General features: G+C 64.5%; 15 protein-coding genes. 12 read left to right on the top strand and 3 right to left on the bottom strand.

From position 1 onward, the window contains the following. Positions 1-15 precede the first annotated feature (15 nt). From dnaK to NH448_RS04380, 4 genes are all read left to right on the top strand, one after another. Positions 16-1,941 carry a molecular chaperone DnaK gene (dnaK, locus tag NH448_RS04395; RefSeq protein WP_108131804.1) on the top strand — a complete coding sequence of 642 codons (1,926 nt, stop codon included), beginning with the start codon at positions 16-18 and terminating at the stop codon, positions 1,939-1,941. Positions 1,942-2,031: 90 nt separating this feature from the next. Then, on the top strand, positions 2,032-3,168 hold the full coding sequence (gene dnaJ / locus NH448_RS04390) for a molecular chaperone DnaJ (RefSeq protein WP_045992286.1): 1,137 nt from the start codon (positions 2,032-2,034) through the stop codon (positions 3,166-3,168). 226 nt (positions 3,169-3,394) lie between these two features. Next, positions 3,395-4,309 (top strand): DMT family transporter, encoded by a 915-nt coding sequence (locus NH448_RS04385; RefSeq protein WP_124805079.1) that lies wholly within the window; start codon positions 3,395-3,397, stop codon positions 4,307-4,309. Between the two features lie 105 nt (positions 4,310-4,414). Beyond that, positions 4,415-4,687, top strand: coding sequence for a DUF2218 domain-containing protein (locus NH448_RS04380; RefSeq protein WP_045992284.1), 273 nt, complete (start codon positions 4,415-4,417; stop codon positions 4,685-4,687). A gap of 22 nt (positions 4,688-4,709) precedes the next feature. Here NH448_RS04380 and corA read toward each other — a convergent pair whose 3' ends face one another. Further along, the gene (corA, locus tag NH448_RS04375) at positions 4,710-5,675 is read right to left on the bottom strand and encodes a magnesium/cobalt transporter CorA (protein WP_222569905.1); all 966 of its coding nucleotides are present in this window, start codon (positions 5,673-5,675) and stop codon (positions 4,710-4,712) included. A gap of 182 nt (positions 5,676-5,857) precedes the next feature. Here corA and NH448_RS04370 point away from each other — a divergent pair, with 182 nt between their 5' ends. The 3 genes from NH448_RS04370 (at position 5,858) to NH448_RS04360 (ending at position 8,275) form a co-directional block, all read left to right on the top strand. Continuing rightward, the gene (locus NH448_RS04370; protein ID WP_253028447.1) at positions 5,858-6,388 is read left to right on the top strand and encodes a MarR family transcriptional regulator; all 531 of its coding nucleotides are present in this window, start codon (positions 5,858-5,860) and stop codon (positions 6,386-6,388) included. Then, the gene (locus tag NH448_RS04365; protein WP_253028454.1) at positions 6,378-7,313 is read left to right on the top strand and encodes an EamA family transporter; all 936 of its coding nucleotides are present in this window, start codon (positions 6,378-6,380) and stop codon (positions 7,311-7,313) included. Before NH448_RS04370 ends, NH448_RS04365 begins: the two co-directional genes overlap by 11 nt. Before the next feature lie 140 nt (positions 7,314-7,453). Next, a complete protein-coding gene (locus tag NH448_RS04360) occupies positions 7,454-8,275 on the top strand; it encodes a class I SAM-dependent methyltransferase (RefSeq protein WP_253028446.1) in 822 nt (273 codons plus the stop codon). A 44-nt stretch (positions 8,276-8,319) separates the two neighbouring features. Here the strand turns inward: NH448_RS04360 and NH448_RS04355 are convergent, their stop codons facing one another. Then, positions 8,320-9,360, bottom strand: a complete 1,041-nt coding sequence (locus tag NH448_RS04355) for an esterase-like activity of phytase family protein (RefSeq protein ID WP_253028445.1) — start codon at positions 9,358-9,360, stop codon at positions 8,320-8,322. A gap of 152 nt (positions 9,361-9,512) precedes the next feature. On the opposite strand from NH448_RS04355, the gene dapB reads away from it, so the two are divergent. The 4 genes from dapB (at position 9,513) to greA (ending at position 15,608) form a co-directional block, all read left to right on the top strand. Continuing rightward, positions 9,513-10,331 carry a 4-hydroxy-tetrahydrodipicolinate reductase gene (gene dapB / locus NH448_RS04350; RefSeq protein WP_253028444.1) on the top strand — a complete coding sequence of 273 codons (819 nt, stop codon included), beginning with the start codon at positions 9,513-9,515 and terminating at the stop codon, positions 10,329-10,331. Positions 10,332-10,707: 376 nt separating this feature from the next. After that, positions 10,708-11,853, top strand: coding sequence for a glutamine-hydrolyzing carbamoyl-phosphate synthase small subunit (carA, locus tag NH448_RS04345; RefSeq protein WP_253028443.1), 1,146 nt, complete (start codon positions 10,708-10,710; stop codon positions 11,851-11,853). Between the two features lie 51 nt (positions 11,854-11,904). Further along, the gene (gene carB, locus NH448_RS04340) at positions 11,905-15,135 is read left to right on the top strand and encodes a carbamoyl-phosphate synthase large subunit (RefSeq protein WP_253028442.1); all 3,231 of its coding nucleotides are present in this window, start codon (positions 11,905-11,907) and stop codon (positions 15,133-15,135) included. Continuing rightward, positions 15,132-15,608: a transcription elongation factor GreA gene (greA, locus tag NH448_RS04335; RefSeq protein WP_108131792.1), complete on the top strand. Its 477-nt coding sequence runs from the start codon at positions 15,132-15,134 to the stop codon at positions 15,606-15,608. The genes carB and greA overlap by 4 nt, the downstream gene beginning before the upstream one ends. A gap of 130 nt (positions 15,609-15,738) precedes the next feature. Here the strand turns inward: greA and yhbY are convergent, their stop codons facing one another. Continuing rightward, the gene (gene yhbY / locus NH448_RS04330; RefSeq protein ID WP_045992299.1) at positions 15,739-16,065 is read right to left on the bottom strand and encodes a ribosome assembly RNA-binding protein YhbY; all 327 of its coding nucleotides are present in this window, start codon (positions 16,063-16,065) and stop codon (positions 15,739-15,741) included. Between the two features lie 282 nt (positions 16,066-16,347). On the opposite strand from yhbY, the gene rlmE reads away from it, so the two are divergent. After that, entirely contained in the window at positions 16,348-17,016 is a 669-nt protein-coding gene (gene rlmE, locus NH448_RS04325; protein ID WP_045992275.1) for a 23S rRNA (uridine(2552)-2'-O)-methyltransferase RlmE, read from the top strand. The last annotated feature ends 82 nt before the right edge of the window (positions 17,017-17,098 follow it).

Here is a 17,098-nt window from a genome sequence, read left to right as displayed (position 1 = left end):
ATTCGAGGATTTCCTATGGGACGCATCATCGGCATTGACCTTGGTACCACCAACTCCTGTCTGGCCGTGCTCGACGGCGACAGCGCCAAGGTAATCGAGAACGCAGAAGGCGCACGTACCACCCCGTCCATCATCGCCTACACCGATGATGGCGAGACCCTGGTGGGTCAGGCGGCCAAGCGTCAGGCGGTGACCAACCCGGAAAACACCCTGTACGCGATCAAGCGCCTGATCGGCCGTCGCTTCAAGGATGACGTCGTCCAGAAGGACATCAAGATGGTGCCCTACACCATCACCGAAGCCGACAACGGCGACGCCTGGGTCGAGGTCAAGGGCAAGAAGCTGGCACCGCCCCAGGTCAGCGCGGAAGTGCTGAAGAAGATGAAGAAGACCGCCGAGGACTACCTGGGCGAAGAAGTGACCGAGGCGGTTATCACCGTGCCGGCCTACTTCAACGACAGCCAGCGTCAGGCCACCAAGGACGCGGGTCGCATCGCCGGGCTCGAGGTCAAGCGCATCATCAACGAGCCGACCGCGGCTGCCCTTGCCTATGGCATGGACAAGTCACGCGGCGACAAGACCATCGCGGTCTATGACCTGGGTGGCGGTACCTTCGATATCTCCATCATCGAAGTGGCCGACGTCGACGGCGAGACGCAGTTCGAGGTGCTGGCCACCAACGGCGACACCTTCCTGGGTGGTGAGGACTTCGACCTCAAGCTGATCAACTACCTGGTCGACCAGTTCAAGGCCGACAGCGGTATCGACCTGTCTGGCGACAACCTGGCCATGCAGCGCCTGAAGGAAGCCGCCGAGAAGGCCAAGATCGAGCTGTCCAGCGCCCAGCAGACCGACGTCAACCTGCCTTACATCACCGCCGACAACACCGGTCCCAAGCACCTCAACGTCAAGGTGACCCGGGCCAAGCTGGAGTCGCTGGTGGAAGAGCTGGTGAGCCGTTCGCTGGCGCCGTGCAAGACCGCACTGTCCGACGCCGGCCTGTCCGCCTCCGAGATCGACGACGTCATCCTGGTCGGTGGCCAGACCCGTATGCCAATGGTTCAGGCCAAGGTCGCCGAGTTCTTCGGCAAGGACGCCCGCAAGGACGTCAACCCGGACGAAGCCGTGGCCGTGGGTGCTGCGATCCAGGGCGGCGTGCTCGGCGGTGACGTCAAGGACGTGCTGCTGCTGGACGTGACCCCGCTGACACTGGGTATCGAGACCCTGGGTGGCGTGATGACGCCGCTGATCGAGAAGAACACCACCATCCCGACCAAGAAGACCCAGGTGTTCTCCACCGCGGACGACAACCAGACCGCCGTGACCATTCACGTGCTGCAGGGTGAGCGCAAGCAGTCCAGCGGCAACAAGTCGCTCGGTCGCTTCGACCTGTCGGACATTCCGCCGGCGCCGCGCGGTGTGCCGCAGATCGAGGTCGCCTTCGACCTGGACGCCAACGGTATCCTCAACGTGTCCGCCAAGGACAAGGCCACCGGCAAGGAACAGTCCATCGTCATCAAGGCCTCCAGCGGCCTGTCCGACGACGAGATCGAGCAGATGGTCCGCGACGCCGAGGCCCACGCCGACGAGGACAAGAAGTTCGAGGAACTGGTGGCGCTGCGCAACCAGGCCGACGGCATGATCCACGCCTCTCGCAAGACCCTCGAGGAAGCCGGCGACAAGGCCTCCGAGGAAGAGAAGCAGGCCATCGAGAGCGCCATCAAGGAGCTCGAGGAAGCGCTGCAGGGCGACGACAAGGATGCCATCCAGGCCAAGCTCGACGCCCTGACCGAGGCCTCCGGCAACCTGGCGCAGAAGATGTACGCCGAGCAGGCGGACGCTGGCCAGCAGGCGGGTGACGCCGACGCTGGCGCCAAGAAGGAAGATGACGTGGTCGACGCCGAGTACGAAGAAGTCAACGACGACCAGAAAAAGCAGTAACCACGACATCTGAACCTCGGATGACGCCAACGCGGGAGCCGGACTCCCGCGTTGGTGTTGCTGAGCGTCGCGACGGAGGCGGACAGACCCATGTCCAAGAGAGACTACTACGAGGTACTAGGTGTCGAGCGCGGTGCCGATCAGAAGGACATCAAGAAGGCCTATCGGCGCCTGGCACAGAAGTACCACCCGGACCGTAACCCGGACGATGACACCTCAGCGGAAAAATTCCGTGAAGTGTCCGAGGCCTACGAGGTCCTGACCGACAGCGAGAAGCGTGCGGCCTACGACCAGTTTGGCCATGCCGGTGTCGACGGCCAGGGCGGTGGTGGCTTTGGCGGCGCCGGGGCTGGCGGCTTCAGTGACATCTTCGGTGATGTCTTCGGTGACATCTTCGGCGGTGGCGGCGGACGTCGTAACCCCAATGCGCCCCAGCGGGGCAGCGACCTGCGCTACAACCTCGAGCTTGACCTCGAGAGCGCGGTGGCCGGCACCAGTGTCGACATCCGTGTGCCGCGTCACATCGAATGTGAGCGCTGCGACGGCGAAGGTGCCGAGCCGGGTTCCACCAAGGAAACCTGCCCGACCTGTCACGGACACGGTCAGGTGCGCATGCAGCAGGGCTTCTTTGCCGTGCAGCAGACCTGCCCGACCTGTCACGGCAGCGGCCAGCACATCAAGGTGCCGTGCCACGCCTGTCATGGCGAAGGTCGCGTGCGCGAGACCCGCACCCTGTCGGTGAAGATTCCGGCCGGCGTCGATTCCGGCGATCGCATTCGTCTCAATGGCGAGGGCGAAGCCGGTATCAACGGCGGTCCGCCCGGGGACCTGTATGTGCAGGTCGCGATCAAGCCGCACCATATCTTCGAGCGCGAAGGGCGTCACCTGCAGTGTGAGGTACCGATCAACTTCGTCGACGCCGCCCTTGGCGGTGAGCTCGAAGTGCCGACGCTGGATGGTCGGGTGAAGCTGAAGATTCCGGCGGAAACCCAGACCGGCAAGCTGTTCCGGCTGCGCGGCAAGGGTGTCAAGCCGGTGCGCGGCGGCCCCGCCGGCGATCTGTTGTGCCGGGTGGTGGTGGAAACCCCGGTCAAGCTCAGCGAGGAACAGAAGGATCTGCTGCGCAAGTTCCAGGACAGCCTGGGTGGCAGCAACGCCCAGCACTCGCCGAAGAAGTCGAGCTTCTTCGACGGAGTGAAGAAGTTCTTCGAAGATATGAAGCTGTAAGTCGCGTACCCTCGGGCCAGGAGTGATCCTGCGCCGACCAGGGCTTAGTGACGATGATCGACCCCCGACGCCTGGCGCCGGGGGTCGGTTTTTTTTGTCGGCAGCACAAGGGCCGTCAGCGGGGCGTCGCGCTCGGGCGGTTCTCGTGGGCGGTTCTGCTGGGCGGCTTGATTGGGTGGGGCAGGGCTTGTGGACGGCGCGGCTCTTCTGAACAGGGACGATGATCATGAGTGATAGGGATAGGCCCCTGGCGGGCATCGTGCTGCGCATCGCCTCCGGGGTGCTGTTCGCCGCCATGCTGGTGTGCGTGAAGTGGGTGAGCGACGAGGTGCCGCTGGGCCAGGTAGTATTCTATCGCTCCGCCTTTGCGCTGTTGCCGATCGTGCTGTTTCTGGCCTGGCGTCGAGAGTTTCCGGCGGGGCTGGCGACCCGTCGCCCCTTGGGCCATCTGTTGCGCTCGAGCCTCGGCGCCGCTTCGATGTTTGCCACCTTTGCGGCCCTGGCGCGTCTGCCCGTAGCCGAAGCCACCCTGCTGGCGCAGCTGGCACCGGTACTGATGGCGATCGGCGGCGTGGTGTTGCTGGGCGAGCGCCTTACCCCGTCGCGGGCGCTGGCACTTGTGCTCGCCTTGGGCGGGGTGGCGGTGCTGGTGGTGCCGGATATCGGTAACGCCGACAAGGCCGGCCAATTGTCGGGCTACGCGCTCGGTGTGCTGGGGGCGTCGTTGACCGCCGCAGCGCTGGTCACGGTGCGGCGCATCTCGCGCACAGAGGGGGCCGGTGCCATCGCCTTCTACTTCGTGCTGGCCTGCACCCTGGCGGGGCTGGCGACCCTGCCGCTGGGCTGGGTAGCACTGCCGACCCAGACGCTGACGCTGCTGATCCTGGCCGGGTTGCTGGGGGGCGCGGCGCACATCTGCATGACCTTGGCGCTGCGCTTCGCCGAGGTGTCGAGGCTTGCCCCCTTCGAGTACATCGCCCTGGTGTGGCCGGTGCTGGCCGATCTCTGGCTGTTTGGCCAGCCGTTGTCGAGCGGCTTTCTGCTGGCGCTGCCGCTGTTGCTCGGCGGTGCCGCCCTGGCCGCCATGGAAGGCCGTCGCCTGGGGTGGCCGCGCCGGCGCTCGCCGCCCGAGAACGGCTAGACATGCGTGGGTACGATGAACAGCAACACGCCGTTGCCTGACGCCGAGATGACATGGGGGATATGATTTTGCGATATATTCGTATTCTCAGAAACGGTGGAAAGCATGGTGGAATCCCGAGCCTTCGTCGAGACCGCATCAGGGCAACGCTTGATCAATCGCCTGTGCAAGCACTGGGCCCACAAGCTCGAGGTGGATGCCGAGAGCGGTCACGTGGTGTTCCCAGGCGGCGAGTGCTGGATGAAGGCGTCCGACTCGCAGCTCAGCGTCGACCTCCAGGCCGAGGACGCCGAGCGGCTGGAGCGCCTCAAGGACGTGGTGGCCAGCCACCTGGAGCGGATGGCGGGCAAGGAGCCGCTCAGCGTCGTCTGGCAGTGAGTTTGGCTGGACGCGATCGGCGCTATAGCCAGCCGGTGCGACGGAAGCGTCGGTAGAGCGCGCCGCAGCACAGGACCATCATTCCCAGCGCCAGCGGATAGCCCAGCCGCCAGTCCAGTTCCGGCATATGGGTGAAGTTCATCCCCCAGATGCCGGCGAGGATGGTCGCCACCGCGAAGATCGCCGCCCAGGAGGCCAGGCGCTTGTGCACCTCGCTCTCGTCGATGGCCACCATCGACAGGTTGACCTGGATGGCGGTAATGATGGTTTCGCGAATGGTATCGATGGCCGCCTCGATTCGATGCAGGTGGTCGTAGACATCGCGGAAGTAGTCCTGGGTCTCGTAGCACAGCGTCGGGACGCGTCCACCGAACAGGTGGGAGCTGGCTTCGGCCAGTGGGGTCACCGCGTGCTTGACGCACATGGTGCGGCGCTTGAGCTGATACAGCCGCTCAAGGCTGGCGCGGGCGCTGCCACGGACGAAGATCTGGTCCTCGATACTTTCCAGTTCGGCCTCGAGTTCTTCGAGCACCGGGAAGTAGCGGTCCACTACGACATCCATCAGCGCATAGAGCACGAAGGCCGGCCCCTGCTTGAGCAGTTCGGGCTCGCGCTCGCAGCGGGCGCGCACGTCGGTGAATCCACGCCCGGAGTGCTGACGTACCGACAGTACATAGCCGGGACCGGCAAAGATGGCCAGCTGGCCATGCTGCACCTCGCCCTGATTGACGCTGATCACTTGGGTGACGACGAACAGAGCGTCGCCGTATTCCTCCACCTTGGGGCGCTGTTCGCCGACCAGGGCATCCTCCACGGCCAGTTCATGCAGCGCGAAGATGTCCTGAAAGGTGGAGAGCTCCTCGGCGTCCGGGTCGTGCAGCGCCACCCAGACAAAGCAGTTCGAGCGCGAGCGGTAGTCATCGATCTCGCCTCTGTCGATGTTGCAAAGACGCCGTCCTTCTTCATACGCCACGCAGTTGACGATCATCGTTGTCCCCTTGCGGTTGTTATCGTGGTTCTGAGGAAAAGGTAGACGCTACGTCGCGGTTGCCGACTGCATGTTGCGCCCAGGCGACCATCGCTGTTAGGCGTTGTGGGCATGAGGGGCTTGGCATTTTGCGTCGGAATAACTATCTTCAAATAAAGATACTTTTCTTGGAGATAAGTGATATGCAGGTTCCGTCCACCGGGCCGAACGATGCCATCGATCGACTGATGGCGGAGTGGTGCAGGGTTCTCCCGGATCGCGACCCTGGCGACATGGGCATCTTTACCCGGCTGTATCGCGTGCTGAAGCATGTCGACCGTCGGGTTCAGGCGGTATTCCGGCAGCACGGCTTGAAGGAAGGCGAGTTTGACCTGCTGGCGACCCTCTACCGGCGCGACGTGCACGAGGGGCTGACACCGAACGCCCTGTGCGAGGCGGTGGTGCTGAGTTCAGGGGCCATGACCCACCGCCTCGATCGGCTCGCCAGTCGTGGCCTGGTGGAGCGTGTTGCCAACCCTGAAGATCGTCGCAGTGTACTGATTCGTCTCAGTGAGTCGGGAAAGGCCATGATGCCGGCGCTGCTGGACGCCTACCTGGCTGAACTCGCTTCGATGCGTGCCGCCCTGGCAGATGATGAGGCGGCAGGCCTGGCGGCTGGTCTACGCCAGTTGCTGTTGGCGCTGGAAGGGGAGGTCAGCCGTGATGACGACTGATTGCCGGGTGTCCAGCGATAGCAGTGTGTGGTGGGCCCACGCCGGGATGCTGGTGTGGGCGACGCTGGTGGGGCTGTCCTTTCCGGCGGTGGGGATGTTGAGTGAAGGGCTTCCGCCACTGTCGCTGACCGCACTGCGCTTCGTGATTGCCGCTCTGGCGGTGTTGCCGCTGGTGTGGGGTGCGCCTGGTCTCCGGCCGAGTCTGGCCGGGCTCGGGCTCTATGGGTTGATGGGGCTCTGTCTGGCGAGCTTCTTCGGCACCATGTTCTGGGCGGCGCACCTGACCACGGCGCTGTCCATGGCCACGCTGTTCGTCATCGTGCCGCTGCTGGCCTACGGCCTGGGCCGGCTGGTGGGGGTCGAGCACCGTGCTTTGGCGCTGCTGGCCTTGCTGGTACTTGGCGCCGTCGGCGCCGTGGGGCTGGCCTGGGCCGAGGCCGGTGGCTCCTTTGCCCGCATGCAGTTCGGCGTGGGCGAAGCCGCCTTCTTCGCTGGTTGCATCGCCTCGGCGATGTATCCGGTGTTGTCCAAATTGGGGTTGGCGAAGGGCTGGCTATCTGAGCACGCGGGGGTGCGTACCCTGTGGAGCCTGGTGATGGGGGCACTGCTGATCGGGGTTTCGGGTCTGGTCTTCGGGGATCCGGCCGCGCTGGGCCGAATGACGCTGTTCGATCTGACGGTGGTGGCCTATCTCGGGCTCTTCTCCAGCGGAATGACCTTCTGGCTGCAGCAGCGGGCGACCGCCATCCTGACCCCGGCGGCGGTTACCGCCTACGGTTATCTGGTGCCCTTTGTGTCGATGCTGTTGCTGTTTGCCCAGGCGCCTGAACGCCTTGCACTCGAATGGCTGCCGGGCAGTCTGCTGGTCGTGCTGGCCATCGCGCTGCTGCTGCGGCGGGACGTCAAGCTGCGCAGCCAGGCGTGAGCAGGCGAGTTTTACTCAGACATCTTTGCATCATTGGGCAAAGAGGTGGGCGGTGTACGGATTTGGCTTAGTGCGGTGTGGTGGTGGTTATATGAAGCTGTAAAGGTGGGGCAAAGGCGCATCAATGCCAAGGAGCCCCCATGCCGTCAGCCAGCCCCCTTCTCGGCGCACAAGCCGTTTCCCCTTGTCAGCAGCCTGGCGACCGCGGCCTTGCCAACGACGTCTTCTCCGAGGCGCTGAGCGAGCGCTATGACCAGCTGGCCCGCGACGAGCGATACGGCACCTTCACCGGTTCCGTTCTTCACTATCTCAATCTGGAAGAAGATCTGGTCGGCAAGCGTCTTCTTGATGTGGGCTGTGGCAACGGAGCGCTGGCGGCCGAACTCAAGGGCAAGGGTGCGCAAGAGGTGCTGGGCATCGACATCAGTCCCTCCCAGGTCGCGCTGGCCAGCCGGCGCCACCAGGCACCGGGCCTCGGCTTTCGGGTCGAGGACGCCTATCGCAAGCTTGTTCTGCCGGAGGCGCCCTTCGATACCCTGGTCAGTGTCTTCGCCTTCCACTTCATCCAGCACCAGGCCATGCTCACCCGTGCCTGCCGTAACCTGTTCGAGGCGCTCAAGCCCGGTGGCCTGCTGGTGTGGCTCGATATCACCCACGACTATGTGCTTGACCCGGCGCGCATGGATCGCCTCGAGGCGTTGACCAGCTATCGCTACGACCCGGGCGTCGCCCCGGGCGAGCGGCCCCGGCCCTGGAGCCTGGTGCCTGGTCAGGTGCGCGCCGGTGACGACGTCTTGCCGGTGGACCACGTGGCGATCCCTGGTCGCATCGTGGTCACAACGCTGCAGTCGGTCGGCTTCTCTCAGGTCAGGCGCGAGCCGCTGCGCTTCACCGATGCTGAGTCGGCCTGGCTGTGGGGCCCTGACGGGTTCAATCATCACTTGCTGGTGGCCCGCCGCTAAGCAGGGTGGCCGAGTGACATCGTCGGCCGATGGCGCGAATGGGGTCAGTATCGTGGGAGCGCCTCCTCGGGCAGTCGAAAGCAGGCGAGTAGGTTGCGCTGCAGGGCGCTGAAGTTGTCGTCGCTGACCATCAGAAATTCGCCACCGGGCAATTGCGCTAGCCCCTCCATATTGTCGACGCGCCAGCCTTCTCCGGCGGACAGGCTGGCCAGGCGTGTCACCCGTACCTGCGGCGGTGGCAGCAGCTCCACCAGGCTTAAGCTGATGGTCAGCGGACGTGGCGGAGAAAAGGCGCGTTCCAGCGCCAGCAGCCGCGGTGGAGTCTCTGTGGCAGTGTTCTCCAGGGCCAGCAGCTCGGTCAGGGCGCTGTCGGCCGGTGAGGCCAGCGGGTAGCGCCACCGGCGCGTGTCGCTACCGTCCTCCGCCAGGCTGAACAGAAGGGTGTGCCTGACGCCGTTTTGCGCGCTCATGCCATCGGGCGGTGACTCCAGACCCGCCACCAGCCCGATGCCCGGCACCCGGGTGAGTGCTTCCAGGCTTTCATTGGCACCTGCATCAAGGGTAAGCGGTGAGCGAAGGGCGTTCCCCTCTGGCATCCCGTCGAGAGCGAAACGCTGCACGCGATGATCCTGCTCGAAGCCGATCAGTAGTTCGGTGTTGCCGGTGACGCCATCATCGGCCCTCTCCAGCACCAGCGACTCGGCGTCTGCTGCCTTGCCTTCCAGCGGTTTACCGTCCTGCGCCTTCAATCGGTGGCTGGTGATCGGGCGCAGGTCCACCAGCCAGCCATCTTCAAGTACTGGCCTTGCCTGGTGCACGCGTCCCCGATCGGAGACCAGGTGCAGCAGGTTGTCGTCAGTGTCCCAGGCCATGGCCGAGAGACCACCCAGGGGAACGCTGGTATCGTTTTCGGTGGGACGCCACTGGCTCGGCAGTGCCAGGGTGCCGCACATGCTCAGCCCCGGCTGGGCGGGGGCCTCGCCCTGCAAGCTGGTCGGCTTGACCTGGGCGGTGCAGCCGCCAAGCCACAGGGACGCTGCCAGCGTGCTGATAAGGGGCAATCGGAGCATTTTTCTGAACGGCATGGGGCGGTCCTGTCGGGCGGGAATGTCAGCGTGAAGGCCAGGGCGAGGCAAGAGGGAGCGACGTTGGTATACTGCGCCGAATCCCTTTACATTTTGGCGTATCTACGTTGATCCGCCTGTCTGTTCGAACTCTCGTTTCTCCAGGAGATTGCATGAGCCGTACCGCCCCCCGTATCGCCATCGTCGGCGTCGCCGGCCGCATGGGCCGCACCCTGGTCAACGCCGTGATGCAGGACGACGACGCCGCCCTCGCCGGCGGCATCGTCGAGCCGGGCAGTTCGCTGGCTGGCGCCGATCTGGGCGAGCTGGCCGGAGTCGGCCGCCAGGGCGTGGCGGCGGTGGACTCCCTCGAGGCCATCGTCGATGACTTCGACGTGCTGATCGATTTCACCGCGCCCAAGGTGACCCTGGCCAACCTGGCCTTCTGTGCCGAGCATGGCAAGGCCATCGTCATCGGCACCACCGGTCTGTCCGATGACGAGCAGGCCGAGCTCGACGATTATGCCGAGCGAGTGCCCACGGTGTTTGCGCCCAACATGAGCGTCGGCGTCAATCTGACCCTGAAGCTTCTGGAGACTGCAGCGAAGGCGCTGGGCGACGAGGGCTATGATATCGAGGTCATCGAGTCCCACCATCGTCACAAGGTCGATGCGCCGTCCGGTACCGCCCTGCGCATGGGCGAGGTGGTCGCCGGGGCGCTGGATCGCAACCTCAAGGAGCACGGGGTGTTCGAGCGGGTAGGCCAGTGCGGTCCTCGCGATCCCAAGGAAATCGGCTTCGCCACGGTGCGTGCCGGCGATATCGTCGGGGAGCATACCGTGATGTTCGCTACCGAAGGCGAGCGCATCGAGATCACTCACAAGGCGTCCAGCCGCATGACCTTCGCCCGGGGCGCGGTGCGCGCAGCACGCTGGGTCGCCGAGCGTGAGGCGGGACGCTACGGCATGTCCGACGTGCTGGGCCTGGACTGAGTTTTGTGGGCCTCTGGCGACGTCGGAGGTGGTGTTACCCATGGCAAAGCGCTTGTTCCGGGGTAGTCAGCCCGGCCCAGATGCTGTAACATTCCAAAAATTTTGGCCGGGCCGGGCATGAAAGTGTCGCGTCGAGAGCGTTCAGTACGTCTCTCGCAGCATAGGTGCCGGCTCTGCATTCCGAGCGAATGACAACAAGCGGGATGAAACCGGTCAAACACCGGGTTTCGTCCCGCTTTTTTACGGCCCGGCTCCTTGTGTGCTTGACGCACGATGGGCCGGGTCGGTGCCGAATGGCCTGGCGACAGGTCGCCGACGCCGGCGAGCGTATGGCGGCGGTCGTAGATACCTTGACGAGCTTTGGGAGGACGTAGCGTTGAACAAACCCGCAATCTTGGCCCTGGAAGATGGCAGCGTATTCCACGGCACGGCCATTGGCGCTGATGGGCAGACCAGTGGTGAGGTGGTGTTCAATACGGCCATGACCGGCTATCAGGAAATTTTGACCGACCCCTCCTATTCCCGACAGATCGTCACCCTCACCTATCCCCATATCGGTAATACCGGCATCAATCCCGAGGACGTTGAGTCCGCCAGCATCGCCGCCGCGGGCCTCGTCATCCGCGATCTGCCGCTCGTCGCCAGCAACTTCCGATCTACCCAGAGCCTCTCGGACTATCTCGCCAGCCAGAACGTGGTGGGCATCGCCGACATCGATACCCGCCGGCTGACTCGAATCCTGCGCGACAAGGGTGCCCAGAACGGTGCCATTGTGGCCGGCGACGAGGCCCTGGGCGACGACGCCGAAGCGCGCGCCCTGGAAGCCGCCCGCGCCTTCCCCGGGCTCAAGGGCATGGACCTGGCCAAGGTGGTGTCCTGCAGCGAGCGCTACGTCTGGAACGAGGGCGAGTGGACGCTGGGCAAGGGCTACGCCGATACCGAAGGGGCCGAGCGGCCCTTCCATGTGGTGGCCTACGACTACGGCGTCAAGTTCAACATCCTGCGCATGCTGGCGAGTCGCGGCTGCAAGCTGACCGTGGTGCCGGCCCAGACCCCGGCGTCCGAGGTGCTGGCGCTCGACCCCGACGGCGTCTTTTTGTCCAACGGACCCGGCGACCCCGAGCCGTGTGACTACGCCATCGACGCCATCCGCGAGATCCTCGAGACCGAAGTGCCGGTGTTCGGCATCTGCCTGGGCCACCAGTTGCTGGCGCTGGCCAGCGGTGCCACTACGGTCAAGATGAATCACGGCCACCACGGCGCCAACCATCCGGTGCAGGAACTGGACAGCGGCCACGTGATGATCACCAGCCAGAACCACGGCTTTGCCGCCGACGAGACCACGCTGCCGGATAACCTGCGCGCCACCCACCGCTCGCTGTTCGACGGCACCCTGCAGGGGATCGAGCGTACCGACCGTCCGGCGTTCAGCTTCCAGGGCCACCCCGAAGCGAGCCCCGGCCCCCGCGATGTGGCGCCGCTGTTCGACCGCTTCATCGACATGATGCGCAGCCGTCGCTAAGGCGCTGACACAGACTCCGGTTCATCGTCCAATTTTCTTGCGGGAAGCACCATGCCCAAGCGTACAGACCTGAAAAGCATCCTTATCATCGGCGCTGGCCCCATCGTCATCGGCCAGGCCTGCGAGTTCGACTATTCCGGCGCCCAGGCCTGCAAGGCGCTGCGCGAAGAGGGTTTTCGCGTCATCCTGGTCAACTCCAACCCGGCCACCATCATGACCGATCCGGCCATGGCGGATGCCACCTACATCGAGCCGATCACCTGGCAGGCGGTGGAGAAGATCATCGAGGCCGAGCGTCCCGACGCCGTGCTGCCGACCATGGGCGGCCAGACCGCGCTGAACTGCGCGCTGGATCTCGATCGCCACGGCGTACTGGAAAAGTACGGCGTGGAGATGATCGGCGCCAACGCCGACACCATCGACAAGGCCGAGGACCGCGATCGCTTCGACAAGGCGATGAAGAACATCGGTCTCGAGTGCCCCAAGGCCAAGGTCGCCCACAGCATGGATGAGGCCTGGGAGATCCAGGGAGAGCTGGGCTTCCCGGTGATCATCCGGCCGTCCTTCACCATGGGTGGCTCCGGTGGCGGCGTGGCCTACAACAAGGAAGAGTTCAAGGAGATCTGTGGGCGCGGCTTCGAGCTTTCGCCGACCCACGAGCTGCTGATCGACGAGTCGTTGCTGGGCTGGAAGGAATACGAGATGGAGGTCGTTCGTGACAAGAACGACAACTGCATCATCGTCTGTGCCATCGAGAACTTCGACCCCATGGGCGTGCACACCGGTGACTCCATCACCGTGGCGCCGGCCCAGACGCTAACCGACAAGGAATACCAGATCATGCGCGACGCATCCCTTGCGGTGCTGCGTGAGATCGGTGTCGAGACCGGTGGCTCCAACGTCCAGTTCGGCGTGGACCCCGAGACCGGCCGCATGGTGGTCATCGAGATGAACCCGCGGGTGTCGCGTTCCTCCGCCCTGGCCTCCAAGGCCACCGGCTTCCCGATCGCCAAGATCGCCGCCAAGCTGGCGGTGGGCTACACCCTGGACGAGCTGCAGAACGACATCACCGGCGGTCGCACCCCGGCGTCCTTCGAGCCGTCCATCGACTACGTCGTCACCAAGATTCCGCGCTTCACCTTCGAGAAGTTCCCCCAGGCCAACGACCGTCTGACCACCCAGATGAAGTCGGTGGGCGAGGTCATGGCCATCGGCCGCACCTTCCAGGAGTCGCTGCAGAAGGCGCTGCGTGGCATGGAGACCGGCAACGACGGTCTCGATCCCATCGTCACCGAGTTCAGCGACGAGAACATGGCGCTGATCAAGGGCGAGCTGCAGGCCGCCGGCGCCGAGCGTATCTTCTTCATCGCCGATGCCATGCGCTCCGGCATGTCGGTGGCAGAAGTGTTCGAGCTGACCAACATCGACCCCTGGTTCCTGGTGCAGCTCGAGGATCTGGTCAAGATCGAGCAGGATCTGTCCAGCCGTCCGCTGTCGTCGCTGGACGCGCGCGAACTCTATCGTCTCAAGCGCAAGGGCTTTGGCGATGCTCGCCTGGCCAAGGTGCTGGGCGTGTCCGAGGACGATGTGCGCAGGGCGCGCCATGACGCCGGTATCCGTCCGGTCTACAAGCGCGTCGACACCTGCGCCGCCGAGTTCGCCTCCGGCACCGCCTACATGTACTCCACCTACGAGGAGGAGTGCGAGGCCGAGGTCAGCGATCGTAAGAAGATCATGGTGCTGGGCGGTGGCCCCAACCGTATCGGTCAGGGCATCGAGTTCGACTACTGCTGCGTCCACGCCGCCTTCGCCATGCGCGACGACGGCTACGAGACCATCATGGTCAACTGCAACCCGGAGACCGTGTCCACCGACTACGACACCTCCGATCGTCTGTACTTCGAGCCGGTGACCCTGGAGGACGTGCTCGAGATCGCCGACAAGGAGAAGCCGGTCGGGGTGATCGTGCAGTTCGGCGGTCAGACGCCGCTGAAGCTTGCACGTGCGCTCGAGGCCGCCGGTGTGCCGATCATCGGTACCACCCCGGACGCCATCGACCGCGCCGAGGATCGCGAGCGCTTCCAGCAGATGATCGACAAGCTGGGCCTCAAGCAGCCGCCCAACGCCACCGCCAGAAGCTTTGACGAGGCCTTCAGCAAGGCCGAGGCGATCGGCTACCCGCTGGTGGTGCGCCCGAGCTACGTGCTCGGTGGGCGCGCCATGGAAATCGTCTATGACGCCAGCGAGCTGGAGAACTACATGACCCACGCGGTCAAGGTCTCCAACGACTCGCCGGTGCTGCTCGATCACTTCCTGAGCGCCGCCATCGAGATCGACATCGACGCGGTGTCCGACGGTGAGCAGGTGGTGATCGGCGGTATCATGCAGCACGTCGAACAGGCTGGTGTGCACTCAGGCGATTCCGCCTGTGCGCTGCCGCCGTACTCGCTGCCGGCGGAAGTGCAGGACGAGATGCGCGAGCAGGTCAAGCGCATGGCCGTGGAGCTTGGCGTGAAGGGCTTGATGAACGTCCAGCTGGCCTGGCAGGACGGCGAGATCTACGTCATCGAGGTCAACCCGCGCGCCTCGCGCACCGTGCCCTTCGTGTCCAAGTGCATCGGTACCTCGCTGGCCCAGGTGGCGGCCCGTTGCATGGCCGGCGTCAGCCTCAAGGAGCAGGGCTTCGAGCGCGAGATCGTGCCGCACTTCTACAGCGTCAAGGAAGCGGTGTTCCCGTTCAACAAGTTCCCTGGCGTCGATCCGATCCTGTCGCCGGAGATGAAGTCCACCGGCGAGGTGATGGGGTCCGGCGACACCTTCGCCGAGGCCTTCTACAAGGCTCAGCTCGGTGCAGGTGAGGCGATTCCGGCGCTGACCGGCGATCGCAAGGCGTTCCTGTCGGTTCGCGAACCGGACAAGGCGGGTGTTATCGAAGTGGCGCGTTCTCTGGTAACATTGGGCTTCACACTCTGTGCGACCCGAGGAACGGCGGCAGCCCTTGAACAGGCTGGTCTGCCCGTCGAGGTCGTCAACAAGGTTTACGAAGGCCGGCCACACATCGTCGATTCCATCAAGAACGACGAGATCGCCTATATCGTCAATACCACCGAGGGCCGCCAGGCCATCAATGACTCCTCGGTGATCCGCCGCACCGCACTCGCCCGCAAGGTTCCCTATGCCACGACGCTGGCAGGGGCCAGTGCCGTTTGTTTGGCGCTCGAGTACGGCAATGCCGTGACCGTGCGGCGGCTACAGGAACTGCATGCAGGAGCGAATACATGAACAAGGTCCCGATGACCGTCGCCGGTGAGCAACGCCTGCGTGAAGAGCTCGAACAGCTCAAGAGCGAGGCTCGCCCGACAGTGATCGCTGCCATCGCCGAAGCGCGTGAGCACGGCGACCTCAAGGAGAACGCCGAGTACCACGCCGCGCGCGAGCAGCAGGGCTTCATCGAGGGGCGTATCCAGGAGATCGAGGGCAAGCTGTCCAACGCCCAGGTCATCGACGTCACCAAGCTGCCCAAGACCGGCAAAGTGATCTTCGGCGTGACCGTCGAGCTTCTGAATCTGGATACCGACGAAGAGGTGACCTACCGCATCGTCGGTGAGGACGAGGCCGACATCAAGCAGCGTCGCATCTCGGTCACCTCGCCCATCGCCCGTGCCTTGATCGGCAAGGAAGAGGGTGAGGTCGTGCTGGTCCGCACCCCCGGTGGTGAGGTCGAGTACGAGATCACCGGCGTCGAGCACATCTAGACCCGGACCCTTCGATCCAGACGACACCGCCCCGCCAGGATTCCTGGCGGGGCGGTGTCTTTTCTGGCGACAGGCTCGTCGGCGCCCGGTGGTGGCGCAGCGACGCCGGTGCGTCAGTGGCGCCGGTGCGTCAGTGGCGGCCGTGGTGGTTCTCGAAGCGCGTGATGTTGGACAGCTTCGGGTTGGCCTTGGGGTTCTTGCGGTACAGCAGGGCCACCTTGCCGATCTTCTGGATCAGCTCGGAGCGGCTCTGGGCGACGAGTTCGTCGAGCACAGCGGTGCGGTCGTCGCGGTCGGGGATCGCGAGCTTCACCTTGACCAGTTCGTGGTCGTTCAGGGCTCGTTCGAGCTCGGCCAGCATGCCTTCGGAAATACCGTTCTCCGAGGCCGTCACCACCGGGTCGAGGTGGTGGCCGATGCTGCGCATTGCTTTCTTTTGTGCCTGTGACAAGCTCATGGTATCTTGCTTCATTCCGTTTTGGCCGTAGGGCGCGTGACAGCACATGGTACGGGGATTCCCCGTGCGGTGAAAGCGCTTGTGCATGACAATCTCCAGGCAGCCGTTCGCCGGCGGTGGCAAAGCCGCTCGATGCGTCGTGCAGCCCACCCCTCGGTTCCTGCGGCGAGCCTCCCCGCCACGCGGTTCGGCTCCGGCGGCCATGCCGGGTGTCCGCAGTAAATGCACTTCGAGCAACGCCCTTCCGGCAATTGTTCAGGAAATCTTCTTTCAGGTGGCTCAGTGGCAGCATCCCGTCCCCCCTCCGGTAAAAAATCCTCATCCGGCAAGAGCAGCGCGAGCAAGACCAGCGCCAGCTGGTTGAAGGAACACTTCGATGATCGCTACGTTCAGCAGAGCTGGCAGGACGGCTACCGTTCCCGGGCCAGCTATAAGCTGGTGGAGCTGGACGACAAGGACAAGCTGTTCAAGCCGGGCATGACCGTCATCGATCTGGGTGCGGCGCCGGGCGGCTGGAGCCAGATCGCCGCAGAGCGTGTCGGTGACGCCGGCGTGGTCATCGCCTCGGACATCCTCGAGATGGACGCCCTGGCCGGGGTCGACTTCGTACAGGGTGACTTTACCGAGGAAAGCGTGCTGGAAGAGGTGCTGGCAAGGCTCGGTGATCGCCCGGTGGACCTTGTGATGTCGGACATGGCCCCCAATATGAGTGGTATGGCGGCTATCGATCAGCCCCAGGCAATGTACCTGGTGGAGCTGGCGCTCGACCTGGCTCGCCAGACGCTGCGTCCCGGGGGTACCTTCCTGGCCAAGGTGTTCCAGGGCGAAGGCTTCGACGAATATCTCAAGGAGCTGCGCGGCGCCTTTCAAAAGGTGGTGACGCGCAAGCCGGGGGCATCGCGGGCACGCTCCCGCGAGGTCTACCTGCTGGCCCAGGGATTCAAGGGCTGAGCATTGGCGCCGGTCGACGTCTGATAGACCGCGCCTACCGGAGCGATACCGGCAAAAGTGGCCTGGCTGTGCCAGTCTTGAG

This window comes from Halomonas sp. OfavH-34-E, from assembly GCF_024124525.1.
Lineage (GTDB): Bacteria > Pseudomonadota > Gammaproteobacteria > Pseudomonadales > Halomonadaceae > Halomonas > Halomonas litopenaei.
The sequence above is the reverse complement of the archived record's forward strand: the minus strand, read 5'-3'. Positions and strand labels throughout refer to the sequence as shown.

What these genes read in the sequence shown, in the direction of transcription:
- dnaK (WP_108131804.1), top strand. Translation starts at nt 16, where the DNA reads ATGGGACGCATCATCGGCATTGACCTTGGTACCACCAACTCCTGTCTG.
- dnaJ (WP_045992286.1), top strand. Translation starts at nt 2,032, where the DNA reads ATGTCCAAGAGAGACTACTACGAGGTACTAGGTGTCGAGCGCGGTGCC.
- NH448_RS04385 (WP_124805079.1), top strand. Translation starts at nt 3,395, where the DNA reads ATGAGTGATAGGGATAGGCCCCTGGCGGGCATCGTGCTGCGCATCGCC.
- NH448_RS04380 (WP_045992284.1), top strand. Translation starts at nt 4,415, where the DNA reads ATGGTGGAATCCCGAGCCTTCGTCGAGACCGCATCAGGGCAACGCTTG.
- corA (WP_222569905.1), bottom strand. Translation starts at nt 5,675, where the DNA reads ATGATCGTCAACTGCGTGGCGTATGAAGAAGGACGGCGTCTTTGCAAC.
- NH448_RS04370 (WP_253028447.1), top strand. Translation starts at nt 5,858, where the DNA reads ATGCAGGTTCCGTCCACCGGGCCGAACGATGCCATCGATCGACTGATG.
- NH448_RS04365 (WP_253028454.1), top strand. Translation starts at nt 6,378, where the DNA reads ATGACGACTGATTGCCGGGTGTCCAGCGATAGCAGTGTGTGGTGGGCC.
- NH448_RS04360 (WP_253028446.1), top strand. Translation starts at nt 7,454, where the DNA reads ATGCCGTCAGCCAGCCCCCTTCTCGGCGCACAAGCCGTTTCCCCTTGT.
- NH448_RS04355 (WP_253028445.1), bottom strand. Translation starts at nt 9,360, where the DNA reads ATGCCGTTCAGAAAAATGCTCCGATTGCCCCTTATCAGCACGCTGGCA.
- dapB (WP_253028444.1), top strand. Translation starts at nt 9,513, where the DNA reads ATGAGCCGTACCGCCCCCCGTATCGCCATCGTCGGCGTCGCCGGCCGC.
- carB (WP_253028442.1), top strand. Translation starts at nt 11,905, where the DNA reads ATGCCCAAGCGTACAGACCTGAAAAGCATCCTTATCATCGGCGCTGGC.
- greA (WP_108131792.1), top strand. Translation starts at nt 15,132, where the DNA reads ATGAACAAGGTCCCGATGACCGTCGCCGGTGAGCAACGCCTGCGTGAA.
- yhbY (WP_045992299.1), bottom strand. Translation starts at nt 16,065, where the DNA reads ATGAGCTTGTCACAGGCACAAAAGAAAGCAATGCGCAGCATCGGCCAC.